Consider the following 16,944-nt stretch of genomic DNA (forward strand, 5'->3'; position numbering starts at 1 on the left):
CGAGCGAAGCGACGGGAAATATGAGCAGCAGCTGGGACATCCGCGTCACCGACACCTCCCTGCGGGACGGTTCGCACCACAAGCGGCACCAGTTCACCGGGGACGAGGTCCGGGCCATCGTCGGTGCCCTCGACGGCGCCGGGGTCCCCGTCATCGAGGTGACGCACGGCGACGGACTCGGTGGGTCCTCGTTCAACTACGGATTCTCCAGGGTGCCGGAGCAGGAACTCATCTCGATCGCCGTCGACACGGCGAAGAACGCGAAGATCGCGTTCCTGATGCTGCCCGGGCTCGGCATCAAGGACGACATCATCGTCGCCCAGGACAACGGCGCGTCGATCTGCCGCATCGCCACGCACTGCACCGAGGCGGACGTGTCCGTTCAGCATTTCGGGCTGGCCCGCGACCGCGGCCTCGAGACCGTCGGCTTCCTGATGATGGCGCACTCCATCCCACCGGAGAAGCTCGCCGAGCAGGCCCGCATCATGGCCGACGCCGGCTGCCAGTGCGTGTACGTCGTCGACTCCGCGGGCGCCCTCGTGCTCGAGCAGGTGTCGGACCGCGTCGAGGCGCTGGTGCAGGAACTCGGCTCCGACGCACAGGTCGGCTTTCACGGTCACGAGAACCTCGGCCTCGGCGTGGCCAATTCGATCGCCGCGATCAGGGCGGGCGCCAAGCAGATCGACGGCAGCACACGACGATTCGGTGCCGGCGCAGGAAACGCGCCGGTCGAGGCGATCGTCGGCGTCTGCGACAAGATCGGTGTCAAGACGGGCATCGACTTCTTCGCGATCGCCGACGCCGCCGAGGACGTGGTGCGGCCCGCGATGCCCGCCGAATGCCTCCTCGACCGGCAGGCCCTGATGATGGGGTACGCGGGCGTCTATTCGAGCTTCCTCAAGCACGCCGAACGCCAGGCCGAACGGTACGGCGTCTCGTCCGCCGAACTCCTCGTCCGCGCGGGCAAACGCAAACTCGTCGGCGGCCAGGAAGACCAGCTCATCGACATTGCGCTCGAACTGCAGCGCGAGAATGCGGCTGCGCCGCCCGTGAGCACTTCTTAACGTCCGGCGGTTAACAAGTACTCACGGGTCAGCGGGCGGTCTCCCACAGCCCGACGACGTTGCCCTCCGAGTCGGTGAAGTACGCGGCGAAACCCATGTTCCCGACGGGTGTTCTGCCGGTGACGGTCTTCCCGCCGAGGGATTCGATCCGTTCGAGGGCGGATTCGATGCTCTCGACGTCGACGGTGACCAGGGGAGAGGTCACGTCGCCGCGCTGCATCATGCCGCCGTTGATGTAGCCGGGCTCGTCGGGCATGCCGCTCTCGCCGACGGGTCCGGTGGTCACCATGCTGTATTCCATGTCGGGGATCTCGGCGATGGCCCACCCGAATGCGTCGCGATAGAACGCTCGTGCGCGGTCACCGTCGTCGAAGGGGATCTCGAAGTGCACGATTCGGCCTGTCATGGCACGCCTCCGGTGGTTCGGCTGACGCCGCCGCGTCCGACGGCACAGTCCAGCGTAAGCGCCCGATGTGACATTCGTGCAGCTCCTGACTGCACGAATGTCACATCGGGCGATCTACCCGGGCGCGCGGGCGTCGGCGACTATTCGACTCGATCTCGCACGTCGATGAACCCCTCCATCACCGCGTGATCGATGCTGTCCCACAGCCGCGGGCACCCTTCCCGGAGCGCGGTGGACTTTCCCTCGCCGACGGCGTCCCGGAAGGTCGGGCACGTCTTCGCGGGGTCGTCCGTCCACTGGACGCTCGTGTGCTCGAGGCTGTTCTTGCGCACCAGCACACAGGTTCCGCACGTACGGCACTCGACTTCGTTCATGCCGTCGTCGAGGTAGGTGGCCTTGTCGGCCACCGTCTGCGCATGAATGGCCTCGAGCCGAGCAGGCTGCCCGGCGAAGTCGGGAGCTTTGGCCCATTCTGTCGAGGCACTCATGATCAGACCTGCGCTTCCCTGCTGTCGGACGCCTCGGCGGTCGCATTCTCGGACCCCTCGGCGGCCTCACGTTCGGCCTTCTGCCGGGCCAGGTTCTCGTCGACCTCGTGCTGCCAGGCCTCGTTGGCCTTGGTGGTGTCGACCTCGAACTCGAAGCGCTGCGTCATCTTGTCCGTGACGTCGGCGACGTCGACGTAGAACTGGTCGTACCAGCGTCGCAGCTGGTAGACCGGGCCGTCCTCGTCGCAGAGCAGGGGGTTGTCGATCTTGGTCTTGTTCTTCCAGATCTCGACGTCCTGCAGGAAGCCTTCGGCGATGCCCTCGGTGAATTTCGCGGCCAGCTTGTCGGCCGTCACGTCGTCGATGCCGGTGGGTTTCTTGACGGTGACGCCGTACTGGAGCACGAACGAATTGTTCGTCACTGGATAGTGGCAGTTGATGAGAACGCTCTCGACCTCGTATCCGCCGTAACTGTTCCACAGCGGATTGATCATGTAGGACGGGCCGTAGTAGGCGGCCTCGGAGCGCAGCAGCGATTCCATGCCGTACTGCGTCGCCATCCCGACGTCGGGGCGGCCCTTCGTGTTGAGGTACTGCGTCGCGATGTGGCCTTCGAAGACGTTCTTGAAGTATGTCGGGAACGCGTAGTGGATGTAGAAGAAGTGCGCCATGTCGACGACGTTGTCGATGATCTCGCGGCAGTTGGAGCCCTCGATCAGCATCGAGTTCCAGGTCCAGTCGGTCCAGTCGTCGCTGTAGGCACCTTCGATGCGGGGGATGGTGACGTTCTCCGGCGGGGGGTTGCCCTCCGGGTCGTTCCAGACGAACAGTTGACCGTTCTGCTCGAGCGTGATCCATGCCCGGGTGCGGGCGATCGGGGGAACCCGGCGTGCGTAGGGAATGCTGGTGCACTTGCCGTTGCCGCCCCAGCGCCAGTCGTGGAACGGGCAGGCCACGGAATCGCCCTTCACGGTGCCCTGCGACAGGTCTCCGCCCATGTGCCGGCAGTACGCGTCGAGAACCTTCAGTTCGCCCTTGCTGTCGGCGAAGACGACGAGCTTGGTGCCGAATGCCTCGATCGAATGCGGTTTGCCGTCCGTGAACGTCTTGGTCAAACCGAGGCAGTGCCAACCACGCGCGAAGCGCGTCTGGACCGTGCCCACATCGATCTCGCGAATCTGCGCCATTGTGCCCTCACATCCCTTCATGCTGTTAGTAGAACACGTTATAGAACTTCGCCACGATCCGCCAGATTTCCGGAGGCTTTCTTCCAGACCCGGGGCGTCAAACAGCGCCTTTGCCGGTATCTCGACATAAATGGGAACGTGTTCTAGTCTCAGAAGACAGGTGAACCATCGAACGAGACAGGAGCGTCCTGTGGGTGACCATGACAGTCACGAGGTGATGCAGCGGCTCGACGCACTACTGCCGACGCTGCGAGAGCGGGCACAGGAGACCGAGGATCTCCGTCGTATCCCCGACGATTCCATGAAGGCGCTCCAGGAGACCGGATTCTTCCGGTTGCTCCAGCCCGAACAGTGGGGTGGATATCAGGCGGATCCGGTGCTCTTCTACTCCGCGGTGCGGAAGATCGCGAGCGCGTGCGGTTCCACCGGGTGGGTCTCGTCGATCATCGGTGTCCACAACTGGCACCTCGCGCTGTTCTCCCAGCAGGCGCAGGAGGACGTGTGGGGCAACGACACCGACGTCCGCATCTCGTCGTCGTACGCGCCGATGGGCGCAGGCCAGGTCGTCGACGGCGGATACACGGTCAACGGCGCGTGGGCCTGGTCCTCCGGCTGTGATCACGCCACCTGGGCGGTGCTCGGCGGCCCCGTCATCAAGGACGGCCGCCCCGTCGACTTCGTCAGCTTCCTGATCCCCCGCGAGGACTACCGGATCGACGACGTGTGGAACGTGGTCGGGCTCCGCGGAACCGGCAGCAACACCGTGGTGGTCGAGGACGTGTTCGTCCCGCGGCACCGCGTCCTCAGCTTCAAGGCGATGAGCACTCTCACCGCGCCCGGGCTCGAGCGCAACACCGCGCCCGTCTACAAGATGCCCTGGGGGACAATCCATCCCACCACCATCTCCGCGCCGATCGTCGGGATGGCCTACGGCGCCTACGACGCCCACGTGGAACACCAGGGCAAGCGGGTCCGCGCGGCGTTCGCCGGCGAAAAGGCGAAGGACGACCCGTTCGCGAAGGTCCGCATCGCCGAGGCCTCGAGTGACATCGACGCCGCGTGGCGCCAGTTGTCCGGCAACGTCGCCGACGAGTACTCGCTGCTCGTCGCCGGTGAGGAAGTGCCGTTCGAGCTGCGACTGCGGGCGCGCCGCGACCAGGTGCGCGCCACCGGCCGCGCCATTTCGTCCATCGACAAACTGTTCGAGAGCTCGGGGGCCACCGCGCTGGCCAACGGCACCCCGCTGCAACGGTTCTGGCGGGACGCGCACGCCGGACGCGTCCATGCGGCCAACGATCCCGAGCGCGCCTACGTCATGTACGGCACAGGCGAATTCGGACTGCCCATCACCGACACGATGGTCTAGGAGAACACGTGACGACGACCGAAGAAGCCCTCACGTTCGAGTCCACCTCGAAGTTCGCCCAGGTGCGGCCCGACCTGAGGTTGCACTACCACGAGGCCGGCGTCGGCAACGACACCACGATCGTGCTGCTGCACGGCGGCGGTCCCGGTGCGTCGTCGTGGTCGAACTTCGCCAGGAACATCCCGGTCCTCGCCGAGAAGTTCCACGTGCTCGCCGTCGACCAGCCGGGATACGGGTTGTCGGACAAGCCGACCGAGCACCCGCAGTACTTCGTGCACAGTGCGTCCGCGCTGAAGGATCTGCTCGACACCCTCGGCATCGGTGGACGCGTCCACCTGCTCGGCAACTCTCTCGGCGGCGGTGCCGCAGTGCGTTTCGCGCTGGACTATCCGGACCGCGCCGGCCGGCTGGTGTTGATGGGGCCGGGCGGGCTGAGCGTCAACCTGTTCGCCCCGGACCCGACCGAGGGTGTGAAGAACCTCGGCAGGTTCGGCTACCAGCCCACCCGCGAGAACCTCGAGGCGTTCCTGCGCATCATGGTGTTCGATCAGAAGCTGATCACCGACGACCTGATCGACGAACGGTTCGCCGCCGCGAGCACCCCCGAGTCGCTCACGGCCGCGAAGGCGATGGGAAAGTCGTTCTCCTCGGCCGATTTCGAGCTGGGCATGCTCTGGCGTGACGCCTACAAGCTGCGCCAGCGGGTGCTGCTGATCTGGGGTCGCGAAGACCGGGTCAACCCGCTCGACGGTGCGCTGGTGGCGCTGAAGATGATCCCGCGGGCGCAGCTGCACGTGTTCGGCGGGTGCGGACACTGGGCGCAGCTGGAGAAGTTCGACGAGTTCAACCGCCTGGCAACCGATTTCCTCCTGGACGGGGATAAGTGATGAGTATTCGTTCACTGGCGTACATGCGCATCGAGGCCACCGACATGGCCGCGTGGCGCGAATACGGTCTCAAGGTGCTCGGCATGGTCGAGGGCAAGGGTTCCGACCCGGACGCCCTGTATCTGCGGATGGACGACTTCCCGGCTCGTCTCGTGATCTTCCCGGGGGAGCACGACCGGCTGTCGGTGTCGGGCTGGGAGACGGCGAATGCGGCGGAGCTGCAGGAGGTTCGCGACAACCTGTCCGCGGCCGGCGTCGCGTTCAAGGAGGGCACGGCAGAACAACTGCAGGACCGCAGGGTCGACGAGCTGATCACGTTCGAAGACCCGTCCGGCAACACGCTCGAGGCGTTCCACGGCGCGGCCCTCGAACATCGGCGGGTGGTCAGCCCGTACGGGCACAAGTTCGTCACCGGTGAGCAGGGGCTCGGGCACGTCGTCCTCTCGACGACGGACGACGAGGCGTCGCTGCACTTCTACCGCGACGTCCTCGGCTTCCGCCTGCGCGATTCGATGCGGCTGCCCCCGCAGATGGTCGGGCGACCGGCCGACGGCAAACCGACGTGGTTGCGGTTCTTCGGCTGCAATCCGCGGCACCACAGCCTCGCGTTCCTGCCGATGCCCACGCCCAGCGGCATCGTGCACCTCATGATCGAGGTCGAGAACTCCGACGACGTCGGGTTGTGCCTCGACCGCGCGCTCCGCAAGAAGGTCAAGATGTCGGCCACACTGGGCCGTCACGTCAACGACCTGATGCTGTCGTTCTACATGAAGACACCCGGCGGGTTCGACGTCGAATTCGGTTGCGAGGGACGTCAGGTCGAGGACGAGAGCTGGATTGCGAGGGAGAGCACGGCCGTCAGCCTGTGGGGTCACGACTTCAGCGTCGGGATGCAGCCGTGAGCGAGATGACCGGGGACGGGGCCGTCGCGGCCGAGGCGATCGACCCGCGACGGTTCCGGACGGTGCTCGGCCAGTTCTGCACCGGGGTCACCATCATCACGACCGTCGACGACGGCGAACCGGTGGGGTTCGCCTGCCAGTCGTTCGCCGCGCTGTCGCTGGAACCGCCGCTGGTGCTGTTCTGCCCGACGAAGACGTCGCGGTCGTGGGCGGCGATCGAGCGCAGCGGCGTGTTCTGCGTCAACGTGCTCGCGGAAGAGCAGCAGTCGACGTGCGCCCGGTTCGGATCCCGCGAACCGGACAAGTTCGCCGGAATCGACTGGACGGCGTCGCCGCTGGGGTCGCCGATCCTCACCGGGTCGCTCGCCCACATCGACTGCTCGCTCGAGAGCGTGCACGACGGCGGCGACCACTGGGTCGCGTTCGGCCGGGTCTCCTCCCTGAGCGAGATCAAGGAGGAGCGGCCGTTGCTGTTCTACCGCGGTCAGTACACCGGCATCGAACCGGACAAGACCGTGCCCGCGCCGTGGCGCGACGACCTCGAGGCGTTCCTCACCACGTCGTCGGAAGACACCTGGCTCTAGATATCTAGACGGCGACCCCGATGTATTTGGTCTCGAGGAATTCGTCGATACCGGTGGTCCCGCCCTCGCGTCCGAGACCGGATTCCTTCACGCCGCCGAACGGTGCGGCCGGGTTCGACACCACACCCTGGTTCAGTCCGACCATGCCCGACTCCAGCGCCTCGCACACGCGGATGCCGCGCTTGAGGCTCTCGGTGTACACGTAGGCCACCAGCCCGTACGGAGTGTCGTTGGCGCGCTCGACGGCCTCGGCCTCGGTCTCGAACGTACTGATCGCGGCGACCGGGCCGAAGATCTCGTTGTGGCACATCTCGGCGTCGTCGGGCACGCCCGTCAGTACCGTCGCCGGGTAGAAGTTGCCCGGGCGGTCGAGCGCCTCGCCTCCGGTGAGCACGGTGGCGCCGCGGTCGATGGCGTCCGCGACGAGGCTGCTCACCTTGGCGACGGCGGCCCCGTCGATCAGCGGTCCGACGACGACGCCGTCCTCGGTGCCGCGCCCGACGGGCAGGGCCTCCATTCGCTGCGTGAGCTTGCGGGTGAATTCCTCGGCGACCGAACTGTGCACGAGGATGCGGTTGGCGGCCGTGCAGGCCTGGCCGATGTTGCGCATCTTCGCGGCCATCGCCCCGTCGACGGCGTCGTCGAGATTCGCGTCGTCGAACACAAGGAACGGCGCATTGCCGCCGAGTTCCATGGACGTGCGCATCACGGTGCGGGCGCACAGTTCCAGCAGATGCTTCCCGACCTTGGTCGAACCGGTGAACGACAGCTTGCGGGCCCGGCCGTCGAGGATGAGGGGAGTGATGACCTCGTCGGGGCTGGACGTGGTGACGACGTTGACGACGCCGTCCGGCAGTCCGGCCTCGGTGAGGATGTCGGCGAGCGCCAGGATCGACAGCGGCGTCTGGGCGGCCGGTTTGATGACGGACGTGCATCCGGCGGCGATCGCGGGCCCGATCTTGCGGGTGCCCATCGCCATCGGGAAGTTCCACGGGGTGATGAGCAGGCTCGGCCCGACGGGCTGTTTGGTGACGAGGAATCGCGATCCGCCGCCCGGCGCCGTCGTGTAACCGCCGTCGATGCGGACGGCTTCCTCCGCGAACCAGCGGAAGAATTCCGCGGCATAGGCGATTTCACCACGCGCCTCGGCGAGCGGCTTGCCCATCTCGAGTGTCATGACGAGCGCGAGCCGGTCGACGTTCTCGAGCAGCAGACGGTGCGCGTTCATGAGGATGGTGCTGCGTTCGCGGGGCGTGGTGGCCGCCCACGACGGTTGCGCGGCCACCGCGGCGTCGAGCGCCTCGCGGGCCTCCGCGGCGTCGGCGTCGGCGACCGTGCACAGGAGTTGTCCGGTGGACGGGTCGTGGACCGGCATGGTGCGCGCACTGTCGCGCCACTTGCCGCCGATGAACAGGCCGGTCTGCACCGATCCGATTGCTGCGTCCTCGAGCATGATTTTTCCCCGTTCTCCGTTGCCGTAGGGACGCCCCCATGTTATACATATTGTCAACAATCTGACAATGCACTTTGCCGACATCCGACGGCATCTACGCGTGGGAGGGTTACCCGTGACTCGGCTATCTCCACTGCTCGCTCAGGCCACACCCGTGACGGTCGATCACGGTGAAGGTTGTTACCTCTACGGCACCGACGGCCGCCGCTATCTCGACTTCACCGCGGGCATCGGCGTCACCAGTACCGGGCACTGCCACCCGCACGTCGTCGAGGCCGCCCGCAGGCAGGTCGGCTCCCTGATCCACGGCCAATACACCACGGTCATGCACCAGCCGATGCTCGAACTCGTCGACCGCCTGGGGTCGGTGCTGCCCGAAGGACTCGACTCGCTGTTCTTCGCGAACTCCGGCAGCGAGGCCGTGGAGGCGTCGCTGCGACTGTCGCGGCAGGCGACCGGCAGGCCCAACGTGATCGTCTTCCACGGCGGATTCCACGGACGCACCGTCGCGACGGCGACGATGACCACGTCCGGCACCCGGTTCTCGGCCGGCTTCAGCCCGCTGATGGGCGGTGTGCACGTGGCACCGTTCCCCAACGCGTACCGCTACGGCTGGTCCGAGGAGGAGGCGACCGCGTTCGCGCTCAAGGAACTCGACTACATCTTCGCGACGCTCACCGCCCCGAACGAGACGGCCGCGTTCGTCGTCGAACCGGTTCTCGGCGAGGGCGGGTACGTGCCCGGCAACACCGCGTTCTTCCAGGGGCTCCGTGAGCGCGCCGACCGCTACGGCATCCTGCTCGTCATCGACGAGATCCAGACCGGGTTCGGTCGCACCGGCAAGTTCTTCGGGCACCAGCACTTCGGCGTCCGCCCCGACATCATCACCATCGCCAAGGGTCTGGCCAGCGGCTTCCCACTGTCGGGCATCGCGGCGTCCGAGGAGCTGATGTCCAAGGGCTGGCCGGGGTCGCAGGGCGGAACCTACGGCGGCAACGCCGTCTCCTGCGCGGCCGCGATCGCGACGCTCGAGGTCATCGAGAAGGAAGACCTCGTCGCCAACGCCGCCGCCCGGGGCGCGCAGTTGCTCGACGGTGCCCGCCGGAACGCCATCGACGGCATCGGCGACGTCCGCGGCCTCGGACTGCTCGTGGGCAGCGAGTTCACCGCCGCCGACGGCACCGCCGACCGTGCGAAAGCGGCTGCAGCGCAGCAACTGGCAGCGAAGAAGGGGTTGCTGCTGTTGACCTGCGGCGCCCACATGAACGTGGTACGGATGATTCCACCGCTCATCGTGACGGCAGACCAGATCGAGGACGCCCTGAAGATCTGGTCCGAGGTACTCGACGAAGTGTGACCAGCACCCGTGAGTACTTGTTAACCGCGGGCGGTTAAGAAGTACTCACGGGCTCCGAAGGAGGCATACATGGCTCGCTACATCACCATCACCCTGGACAAGCGCGGCGTGACGTGCCGCGCCCGGCTTCTCGACGAGGACGCACCGCTCACGTGCGACGCGGTGTGGGACGTCCTTCCGCAGAGCGGCGACGCGTACCACGCCAAGTACGCGCGCAACGAGGTGTACACGCTGATCCCGCGGATCACGGCGGCACCGCGGCGAGAAAATCCTACCGTCACACCGATTCCCGGTGACGTGTGCCTGTTCGACTTCGAGCCCTGGGAGATCGGCAACTCCGCCTACGGGTACGAACCCGGCTCCGAGGCGCACGCCGCACAGGGCGCCACCGACCTCGCGATCTTCTACGGCCGCAACAACCTGTTGCTCAATGGCGACGTCGGCTGGGTGCCCGGCAACGTGTTCGCCGCCATCGAGGAGGGGCTGCCGGAACTGGCGGCCGCGTGCAACGACCTCTGGATGCGCGGGGTCGAGGGCGAGACGATGAGCTTCGCGCGCGCCTGACTCGACCGGTCCAGAGTGTGCGGGATGGCCCTCGACGACCGTCGGGGCATCGGCCACGATCGGACGTTATGAAGCTGGACATCCATCAGATCGACGCATTCGCCGCCGGACCGTTCGAGGGCAACCCGGCGGCGATCATGCCGCTGACCGACTGGCTGGACGATGCGGTTCTCCAGCAACTGGCGGAAGAGAACAATCTGTCCGAGACGGCGTTCTACACCGCCCGCCTTCCCGCGGATGCGACGCCTCACGACCGGGCACATCCGGCGTATCACCTGCGGTGGTTCACGCCGGCGGTCGAGGTGGATCTGTGCGGTCATGCGACGCTCGCCGCCGCCGCGCAGATCTTCGAGGACGTGCACCCGGACGCCGACCGGATTCAGTTCTGGACGCGCAGCGGTTGGCTGCACGTCGACCGCGGACCGGACGCCACACTGGTGATGGATTTCCCGGCCGAGGCGCCGGTGCCGACCGCCGCCGATCCTCGGATCGTTGCAGCGCTCGGCATCCCGGTGCGGGAGTGCCTGGAGGCCACCGATCTCGTGTTCGTCGCGGAATCCGAACACGACATCGCGTCGATGACCCCCGACTTCACCGTGATCAGCCCGCTGAAGGTGCGCGGCGTCGTCGTCACCGCAGCGTCGGACGCGGACGGGGTCGACTTCGTGTCGCGCTGGTTCGGTGCTGCGGCCGGTGTGAAGGAAGACCCGGTGACCGGTTCCGCGCACTCGCAGATCGCGCCGTACTGGGCTGCCACGCTGGGGCGTGACAACCTCGTCGGACGGCAACTGTCGGCGCGCGGCGGAACCGTTCACTGCGACGTGCGCGGCGACCGCGTCCACCTGTCCGGGGCGTACCGGCGGTACCTCAGGGGCACCGTCGAGTTCTAGCGCTGGCTGAAGACCTCCGCGTACAGCGTCTCGATCTGCTCGGCGGTGGGCGCGACCGGGTTGTTGCCGGGCGACCCGGACGCCAGCGCCTGCTGCGCCATCAGCGGGACGAGGCCGTCCCAGGCATCGCGATCGATCCCGTATTCGAGCGGGGTCGGCACCTTCAGGTCGTGACACAGCGTGCTCAGCGTCTCGACGAGGAATTGCGCGGCCACGGAGTCGCCTGCCGATTCCGATGCGGCGCCGAACGCCCGCGCGCAGTCGGCATAGCGGCTCTCCGCGCCCTGTACGGAGAACGCTGTGATCGCGGGAAGCAGCATGGCGTTCGAAAGCCCGTGTGCGACATGGAAATGCGCACCGATCGGCCGGCTCATCCCGTGGACCAGCGCCACGCTCGAGTTGGAGAACGCCATGCCGGCCTGGGTGGACGCGACCATCATCGCTTCCCGCGCGGTGCGATTCTCACCGTCCGCGTAGGCCGTGCGGATGTGCTTGCCGATGGTGCGGATCGCGGCGAGAGCGAGTCCGTCGGTGAACGGCTGGGCCTTCTTGCTGACGTACGCCTCGATGGCATGGGTGAGGGCATCGATTCCGGTGTCGGCGGTCAGTCGCGGCGGCATCGACATCGTGAGTTCGAAATCCACGATCGCGGCGATCGGCAGGAACGACAGCCCGGGGCACAGCATCTTCTCGTCGGACGCGCTGTCGCTGATGACGGTGAACTGCGTCGCCTCGGAGCCGCTGCCTGCGGTGGTCGGGATCGCGATGATCGGCAGCGCCTTCCCGGTGTACACGTGCGGCGCCTTGTACGAGCGCATCTCGCCGCCGTTCGCGGACAGCACGGCCAGTGCCTTCGCGGTGTCCATCGGACTGCCGCCGCCGAACCCGATCACCGAATCCGCCCGGTGTTCGGTGACGATCCTCAGCCCGTCCGCCAGGGAATCGGTGGTGGGGTCGGGCACCGTGCCGTCGAACAGGGCCGGGTCCTTGCCCGCCGACCTGAGGAGGGCCATCACCCGGTCGGCTGCGCCGGTGCCGACGAGGTAGGAGTCGGTGACGAGAACCGGTCTCTGCAGACCCAATTGGTCGACGACCGAGCCGATCTCGTCGACTGCTCCGGCCCCGATCCTGGCGAAACGGGGGAGTGAGAGGTGTGCGCTCATGGGAGAGGTTCCTTATGCGTTCTGGGGGAAGCCGAGGTTGAGGCCGCCGTGGCTGGGGTCGAGCCAGCGGGTGGTGACGACTTTGCCGCGGGTGAAGAAGTGGACGCCTTCGGCGCCGTGGGCGTGGGTGTCGCCGAACAGGGAGTTCTTCCAGCCACCGAAGGAGTAGTAGGCCATGGGGACGGGGATGGGGACGTTGATGCCGACCATGCCGACCTCGACCTCGTTCTGGAATCGGCGGGCGGCGCCGCCGTCGTTGGTGAAGATGGCGGTGCCGTTGCCGAATTGGCTGGAGTTCACCAGGTCGAGGGCGTCGTCGTAGCTCTCGACGCGAAGGACAGAGAGGACGGGGCCGAAGATTTCGTCGGTGTAGACGGACATGTCGGTGGTGACGTGGTCGATCAGGGTGGGGCCGAGCCAGAATCCGTCGGCGCCGCCGTTGGGCTGCACCTGCCGGCCGTCGACGACGATGGTGGCCCCGTCCTTCTCGCCGGCGTCGATGTAGGAGGCGACCTTGTCGCGGTGCACCTTGGTCACCAGCGGTCCCATGTCGGAATCTTTGGTGCCGTCGCCGATCTTCAACGTGTCGGTGCGCGTCTTGATTTTCGCGACCAACTCGTCGGCGATGTCGCCGACGGCGACGAGGGCGGAGATGGCCATGCAGCGTTCGCCGGCGGATCCGAAGCCGGCGTTGACCATGGCGTCGGCGGCGAGGTCGAGGTCGGCGTCCGGGAGGACGATGGCGTGGTTCTTCGCGCCGCCGAGGGCTTGGACGCGTTTGCCGTGGGCGGTGCCGGTGGCGTACACGTACTGGGCAATCGGGGTGGAGCCGACGAAGGAGATGGCCTTGACGGCGGGGTTCGTCAGGAGTTCGTCGACGGACGTCTTGTCGCCCTGTAGCACGTTGAACACCCCTGCCGGGAGTCCGGCCTCGGCCCAGAGTTCGGCCATCCAGATGGCGGCGGTGGGGTCCTTCTCGGACGGCTTCAACACGACGGTGTTGCCGGTGGCGATGGCGATGGGGAAGAACCACATCGGCACCATCGCGGGGAAGTTGAACGGGGAGATGATGCCGACGGGGCCGACGGGCTGACGAATCGAGTGCACGTCCACGTTGGTGGAGGCGTTTTCGGTCATGCCGCCCTTGAGCAGGTGGGCGATGCCGCAGGCGAATTCGACGACCTCCTGGCCGCGGGAGACCTCGCCCAATGCGTCGGAGACGACCTTGCCGTGCTCGGAGGTGATGATCTCGGCGAGTTCACCCTTGCGCTCGTTGAGCAGTTCCCGGAACTTGAAGATGATCTGCGTCCGCTTGGCCAGCGAAGTATCACGCCAGGCGGGGAACGCGGCGGCGGCCGAGTCGATGACGGCACGGGCGTCCTCGACGCTGGCGAGGGCGACCTGACCGGTGACGGCACCGGTGGCCGGGTTGGTGACGGGGGCGGTGTTGCCGCTCGTGCCGGGGAAGGTCTTGTTGTCGAACCAATGGGAGATGACGGCCATGGGATGTACTCCTGGAAAGGTGGGGTGACCACGAGTCTGCTGGGCAACAATGCCTACGTCAACGAGTAAAATGGCACTTCGGACTGCAGATTTGCACGAGGGTGAGGGCGATGTTTACCGCAGACAACATGCGATACCTTCTGGAGTTGTCGAGAACCGGCCGCCTCGCCGACGCGGCGAAGCGACTCGGCGTCGATCACACGACCGTCTCGCGGAGAATTACCCGACTCGAGAAGGATACGGGCACCAGGCTTTTCGACCGCGGGGTGTCGGGATGGCAGCTCACCGAAGCGGGTAGGCGGCTGGTTCCCCACGCCGAGGCGGTGGAGACCGCAGTGCTCGCCGCCCTCGACGAAACGTCGTCGCGGGGCGGGCTGACCGGCACCGTCCGCATCATCACGCCCGACGGTTTCGGGTCGTTCGTGCTGGTGCCGGGTCTCGCGGCGGTGCGGTCCGAGCACCCCGATCTGTTCACCGAACTCGTCACGTCGACCACCCACGACCTGCTGACCGGGCGCGACTTCGACATCGCCGTCACCCTCGAGCGACCGTCGCCGCGGTCCGTGGTGGTCCGCAAACTGGCGGAGTACGACCTCCGCCTGTATGCGTCACGGCACTACCTGAGCGAGCACGACCCCATCACGGCGCTCGAGGATCTGCGGCATCACACGTTGATCTGGTACGTGGACGCGTTCCTCGACGTCGAACCGCTGCGCATCCTCGACGCGCTGATTCCGGATTTCCAGGCGCAGATCCAGACCAACAACATCGCCGGTCACTACCAGGCGGTGAAGCACGGTGTCGGGATCGCGCCACTGCCGAGTTACATCGGGGCGCTCGACGAGGACCTCGTGCCGATCCTCACCGACGATTTCATCGCCCACCGCACCTACTGGCTGGTGGTGCCGCGGGAACTGACCCGCCTGGCCCGGGTCAAGGCGATCACCGAGGCGCTCTACTCCATCGTCGACGGCAATCCCGAACTGCGCGGCGCAGCAGGGTAACTCACTGATCGGCGGGAACCGGTCCGGCGCTCTCGCGGACGACGAGTTCGGTGGGGAGTGTGATCTCGCGTCCGGCGCCGCCGCCGATGATGTCGAGCAGCAGTTGTGCGGCCTCGCGACCCTTACCGACGAGGGGTTGCCGAACCGTCGTGAGTCCCGCGCCGCGCGCCGCGGGAATGTCGTCGAAACCGACCACCGACAGATCCTCCGGCACCCGGAGGCCGCGTTCCTGGGCGACGTCGATCGCGGCGAGGGCCAGCAGGTCGGAGGCTGCGACGACGGCGGTCACGGGTCCGGCGTCGAGCAGAGTCTCGACGGCGGTGCGGGACAACTCGTAGTCGAACCCGCCTGCTTCGACGACCACGGCGGTGGACCACGGGACCTTGAATTTGCGGCACGCGGACGCGTAGCCGGCGAGGCGTTCCTTCATCACGTGGTCGCGGGCTGCCCGGGTGCGGGCGGCGTCGACGCGCCCGCCCTTGCCGTCGGGCACGAGGCGGTCGACGAGAAACCCGACACGGCGGTGCCCGAGCGACAGCACATGCTCCGCGATCTCCTTGGCGGCCTCCCGATCCCGGATTCCGACCCGGGGCAGCCCGCCGGGATTCGGACCGTCGATCACGACGATCGGCAGCCGGCGGCTCATCGCCGTCTGCATACCGGGGTGGCCCTCCGGCATCGCGTACGCGAGAAAGCCGTCCACCGCGCCGCGCACCAGCACCCCGGAACCTTCCGCGACCCGGGTCGACTCGAGTGGGCAGGGCAGCAGCGTCAGCGCGACCTCGGCGAGTTCACCGACCTCCGAGATGCCCTTCAGCAACTGTGAGGTGGCCGGATCGTCGAACGCGTAGCGCAACGAGTCGGTGATCATCAGCCCCAGTGCACCGACCTGCCCGGTGCGCAGATTGCGTCCCGCGGGGTTGGGGCCGGCGTAGCCGAGTTCCGCGGCCACCTGGAAGATGTGGGCGCGCCGCGCCGCCGACAGCTTGTGGGGCTGGTTGTACGCATACGAGACCGCCGCCTGGGACACGCCTGCCGCTCGGGCAACGTCGTGCATCGTGGTCACGAATGCCGATCCTCTCCGTCACGCGGTTACCCGGCCCAGCTTATCGGCCGGACAGGATGCCCACCGCCATCCGTGCCGCCGGTTGAGGTGAAGCGTGCCGCCCGGCGCACGGGGTGTGTCGGGCGGCACGCTGTGGACACGACGCGCCGGAGACTCGAATGTCGGTTCAGGATCCAGCGTGTCGTGGGATCACCTGCAGGACCGTGACGCCGTTGTCAGCCGGCCTGGATGCGGGTGATCAGATCGGTGAGATAGGTGTAGCTCTTCTTCGCGGCGTCGAGGCCGCCGCATTCGACGGACAGGACGACGTCGTGGTCGGCCCCGTGGAGGGTTGTCACGATCCGTTCCCAGTCGATGACGCCGTCGCCGCAGGCGCAGCCGAGCATGCCGCGGACCTTGCCGCGCAGCCGTTTCGCGTCGTCGACGCCGATGTCCTTGGCGTGCAGGTGGGTGACGTCCCCGATGATCTGCTCGAGCCACTCGTGCGGGTCGTTCTCGCTGAGGTAGCTGTTTCCGGTGTCGAGGTTGATCGTCAGCGCGGGGCTGTCGATCAGGTTCATGATCTTCTCGAGCCGCTCCGGGGTGGCGGTGTATTCGCCGTGCGTCTCGATTGCGATCCTGATGCCGCGCGGTTCGGCCACCTTCGCCGCCTCCTGCAGAGTGTACCGCATCAGCGTGTAGTTCTCCGCCTCGGTGGTCCATGTCGGCAGTGGGCCGTCGTCGACCATGATCATCGGAGACCCGACCTCGGCGGCGTAGCGGATCGACTGCTTCAGGTAGTCGACGCTCACGTCCGGTTTGGCGAGCGGGGCGTGGCTGGACAGCGACGAGATGCTCAGCCCGCGGGATTCGGCGGCGTCCCGCATGATCAGCGGGTCGTCGAGCATGGACCGGGTGTGGAAGTACCCGGCGGTGCTCAGAAGTTCGCGGCCCCAGTAGACCATCGGTTCGACGTACTTGTAGCCGATCTCCGCGGCCTGGTCCATCGCCCAGTCGAAAGACCCGTTCTCGAACCGCGCGAACTCCAGGTTCAGGCCGAGTTTGATTTCTCCCATGCCGG

Annotated in this window: 17 protein-coding genes; 9 read left to right on the forward strand and 8 right to left on the reverse strand. The window is 66.9% G+C overall.

Features of this window, described 5'->3' with window-relative positions; all coding sequences use genetic code 11:
- The first annotated feature begins 20 nt into the window (after positions 1-20).
- On the forward strand, positions 21-1,064 hold the full coding sequence (gene dmpG / locus ACFU5V_RS00865) for a 4-hydroxy-2-oxovalerate aldolase (RefSeq protein WP_378696730.1): 1,044 nt from the start codon (positions 21-23) through the stop codon (positions 1,062-1,064).
- 28 nt (positions 1,065-1,092) lie between these two features.
- Here dmpG and ACFU5V_RS00870 read toward each other — a convergent pair whose 3' ends face one another.
- The 3 genes from ACFU5V_RS00870 to ACFU5V_RS00880 all read right to left on the reverse strand — a co-directional run bounded on the left by ACFU5V_RS00870 (position 1,093) and on the right by ACFU5V_RS00880 (position 3,145).
- Complete coding sequence (locus ACFU5V_RS00870; RefSeq protein WP_378696069.1) at positions 1,093-1,470, reverse strand: VOC family protein; 378 nt, start codon at positions 1,468-1,470, stop codon at positions 1,093-1,095.
- A 140-nt stretch (positions 1,471-1,610) separates the two neighbouring features.
- Positions 1,611-1,958: a hypothetical protein gene (locus tag ACFU5V_RS00875; RefSeq protein ID WP_378696071.1), complete on the reverse strand. Its 348-nt coding sequence runs from the start codon at positions 1,956-1,958 to the stop codon at positions 1,611-1,613.
- Between the two features lie 2 nt (positions 1,959-1,960).
- Complete coding sequence (locus ACFU5V_RS00880) at positions 1,961-3,145, reverse strand: Rieske 2Fe-2S domain-containing protein (protein WP_378437735.1); 1,185 nt, start codon at positions 3,143-3,145, stop codon at positions 1,961-1,963.
- A gap of 190 nt (positions 3,146-3,335) precedes the next feature.
- Here ACFU5V_RS00880 and hsaA point away from each other — a divergent pair, with 190 nt between their 5' ends.
- From hsaA to hsaB, 4 genes are read left to right on the forward strand one after another with little or no spacing between them, the layout of a single operon-like run.
- Entirely contained in the window at positions 3,336-4,511 is a 1,176-nt protein-coding gene (gene hsaA, locus ACFU5V_RS00885; protein ID WP_378696077.1) for a 3-hydroxy-9,10-secoandrosta-1,3,5(10)-triene-9,17-dione monooxygenase oxygenase subunit, read from the forward strand.
- Between the two features lie 8 nt (positions 4,512-4,519).
- A complete protein-coding gene (hsaD, locus tag ACFU5V_RS00890; RefSeq protein WP_378696079.1) occupies positions 4,520-5,398 on the forward strand; it encodes a 4,5:9,10-diseco-3-hydroxy-5,9,17-trioxoandrosta-1(10),2-diene-4-oate hydrolase in 879 nt (292 codons plus the stop codon).
- Positions 5,398-6,300, forward strand: a complete 903-nt coding sequence (gene hsaC, locus ACFU5V_RS00895) for an iron-dependent extradiol dioxygenase HsaC (protein ID WP_378696081.1) — start codon at positions 5,398-5,400, stop codon at positions 6,298-6,300. Before hsaD ends, hsaC begins: the two co-directional genes overlap by 1 nt.
- A gap of 5 nt (positions 6,301-6,305) precedes the next feature.
- The gene (hsaB, locus tag ACFU5V_RS00900) at positions 6,306-6,884 is read left to right on the forward strand and encodes a 3-hydroxy-9,10-secoandrosta-1,3,5(10)-triene-9,17-dione monooxygenase reductase subunit (protein WP_378437745.1); all 579 of its coding nucleotides are present in this window, start codon (positions 6,306-6,308) and stop codon (positions 6,882-6,884) included.
- Positions 6,885-6,888: 4 nt separating this feature from the next.
- Here hsaB and ACFU5V_RS00905 read toward each other — a convergent pair whose 3' ends face one another.
- On the reverse strand, positions 6,889-8,337 hold the full coding sequence (locus ACFU5V_RS00905) for an NAD-dependent succinate-semialdehyde dehydrogenase (protein WP_378696083.1): 1,449 nt from the start codon (positions 8,335-8,337) through the stop codon (positions 6,889-6,891).
- A gap of 115 nt (positions 8,338-8,452) precedes the next feature.
- Between ACFU5V_RS00905 and ACFU5V_RS00910 the strand changes: the two genes are divergently transcribed.
- From ACFU5V_RS00910 to ACFU5V_RS00920, 3 genes are all read left to right on the forward strand, one after another.
- Complete coding sequence (locus ACFU5V_RS00910; protein WP_378696085.1) at positions 8,453-9,694, forward strand: aspartate aminotransferase family protein; 1,242 nt, start codon at positions 8,453-8,455, stop codon at positions 9,692-9,694.
- Positions 9,695-9,763: 69 nt separating this feature from the next.
- Positions 9,764-10,258 carry a DUF3830 family protein gene (locus ACFU5V_RS00915; RefSeq protein WP_012691631.1) on the forward strand — a complete coding sequence of 165 codons (495 nt, stop codon included), beginning with the start codon at positions 9,764-9,766 and terminating at the stop codon, positions 10,256-10,258.
- A gap of 68 nt (positions 10,259-10,326) precedes the next feature.
- Positions 10,327-11,148, forward strand: coding sequence for a PhzF family phenazine biosynthesis protein (locus tag ACFU5V_RS00920; RefSeq protein WP_378696086.1), 822 nt, complete (start codon positions 10,327-10,329; stop codon positions 11,146-11,148).
- On the opposite strand, the gene ACFU5V_RS00925 is transcribed toward ACFU5V_RS00920, so the two are convergent.
- Together ACFU5V_RS00925 and ACFU5V_RS00930 are read right to left on the reverse strand one after the other, a co-directional pair.
- Positions 11,145-12,311, reverse strand: a complete 1,167-nt coding sequence (locus tag ACFU5V_RS00925; RefSeq protein ID WP_378696087.1) for an iron-containing alcohol dehydrogenase — start codon at positions 12,309-12,311, stop codon at positions 11,145-11,147. The genes ACFU5V_RS00920 and ACFU5V_RS00925 overlap by 4 nt on opposite strands.
- 12 nt (positions 12,312-12,323) lie before the next feature.
- The gene (locus ACFU5V_RS00930) at positions 12,324-13,814 is read right to left on the reverse strand and encodes a CoA-acylating methylmalonate-semialdehyde dehydrogenase (RefSeq protein ID WP_378696089.1); all 1,491 of its coding nucleotides are present in this window, start codon (positions 13,812-13,814) and stop codon (positions 12,324-12,326) included.
- 110 nt (positions 13,815-13,924) lie between these two features.
- Between ACFU5V_RS00930 and ACFU5V_RS00935 the strand changes: the two genes are divergently transcribed.
- Positions 13,925-14,818: a LysR family transcriptional regulator gene (locus tag ACFU5V_RS00935; protein ID WP_378696091.1), complete on the forward strand. Its 894-nt coding sequence runs from the start codon at positions 13,925-13,927 to the stop codon at positions 14,816-14,818.
- A 1-nt stretch (position 14,819) separates the two neighbouring features.
- Here ACFU5V_RS00935 and ACFU5V_RS00940 read toward each other — a convergent pair whose 3' ends face one another.
- Both ACFU5V_RS00940 and ACFU5V_RS00945 read right to left on the reverse strand, forming a co-directional pair.
- Entirely contained in the window at positions 14,820-15,884 is a 1,065-nt protein-coding gene (locus ACFU5V_RS00940) for a LacI family DNA-binding transcriptional regulator (RefSeq protein ID WP_378696093.1), read from the reverse strand.
- Between the two features lie 215 nt (positions 15,885-16,099).
- The gene (locus tag ACFU5V_RS00945) at positions 16,100-16,939 is read right to left on the reverse strand and encodes a sugar phosphate isomerase/epimerase family protein (protein WP_378696095.1); all 840 of its coding nucleotides are present in this window, start codon (positions 16,937-16,939) and stop codon (positions 16,100-16,102) included.
- Between the last annotated feature and the right edge of the window lie 5 nt (positions 16,940-16,944).

Source organism: Rhodococcus sp. NPDC057529, from assembly GCF_042802055.1.
In the GTDB taxonomy this organism is placed as follows: domain Bacteria; phylum Actinomycetota; class Actinomycetes; order Mycobacteriales; family Mycobacteriaceae; genus Rhodococcus_F.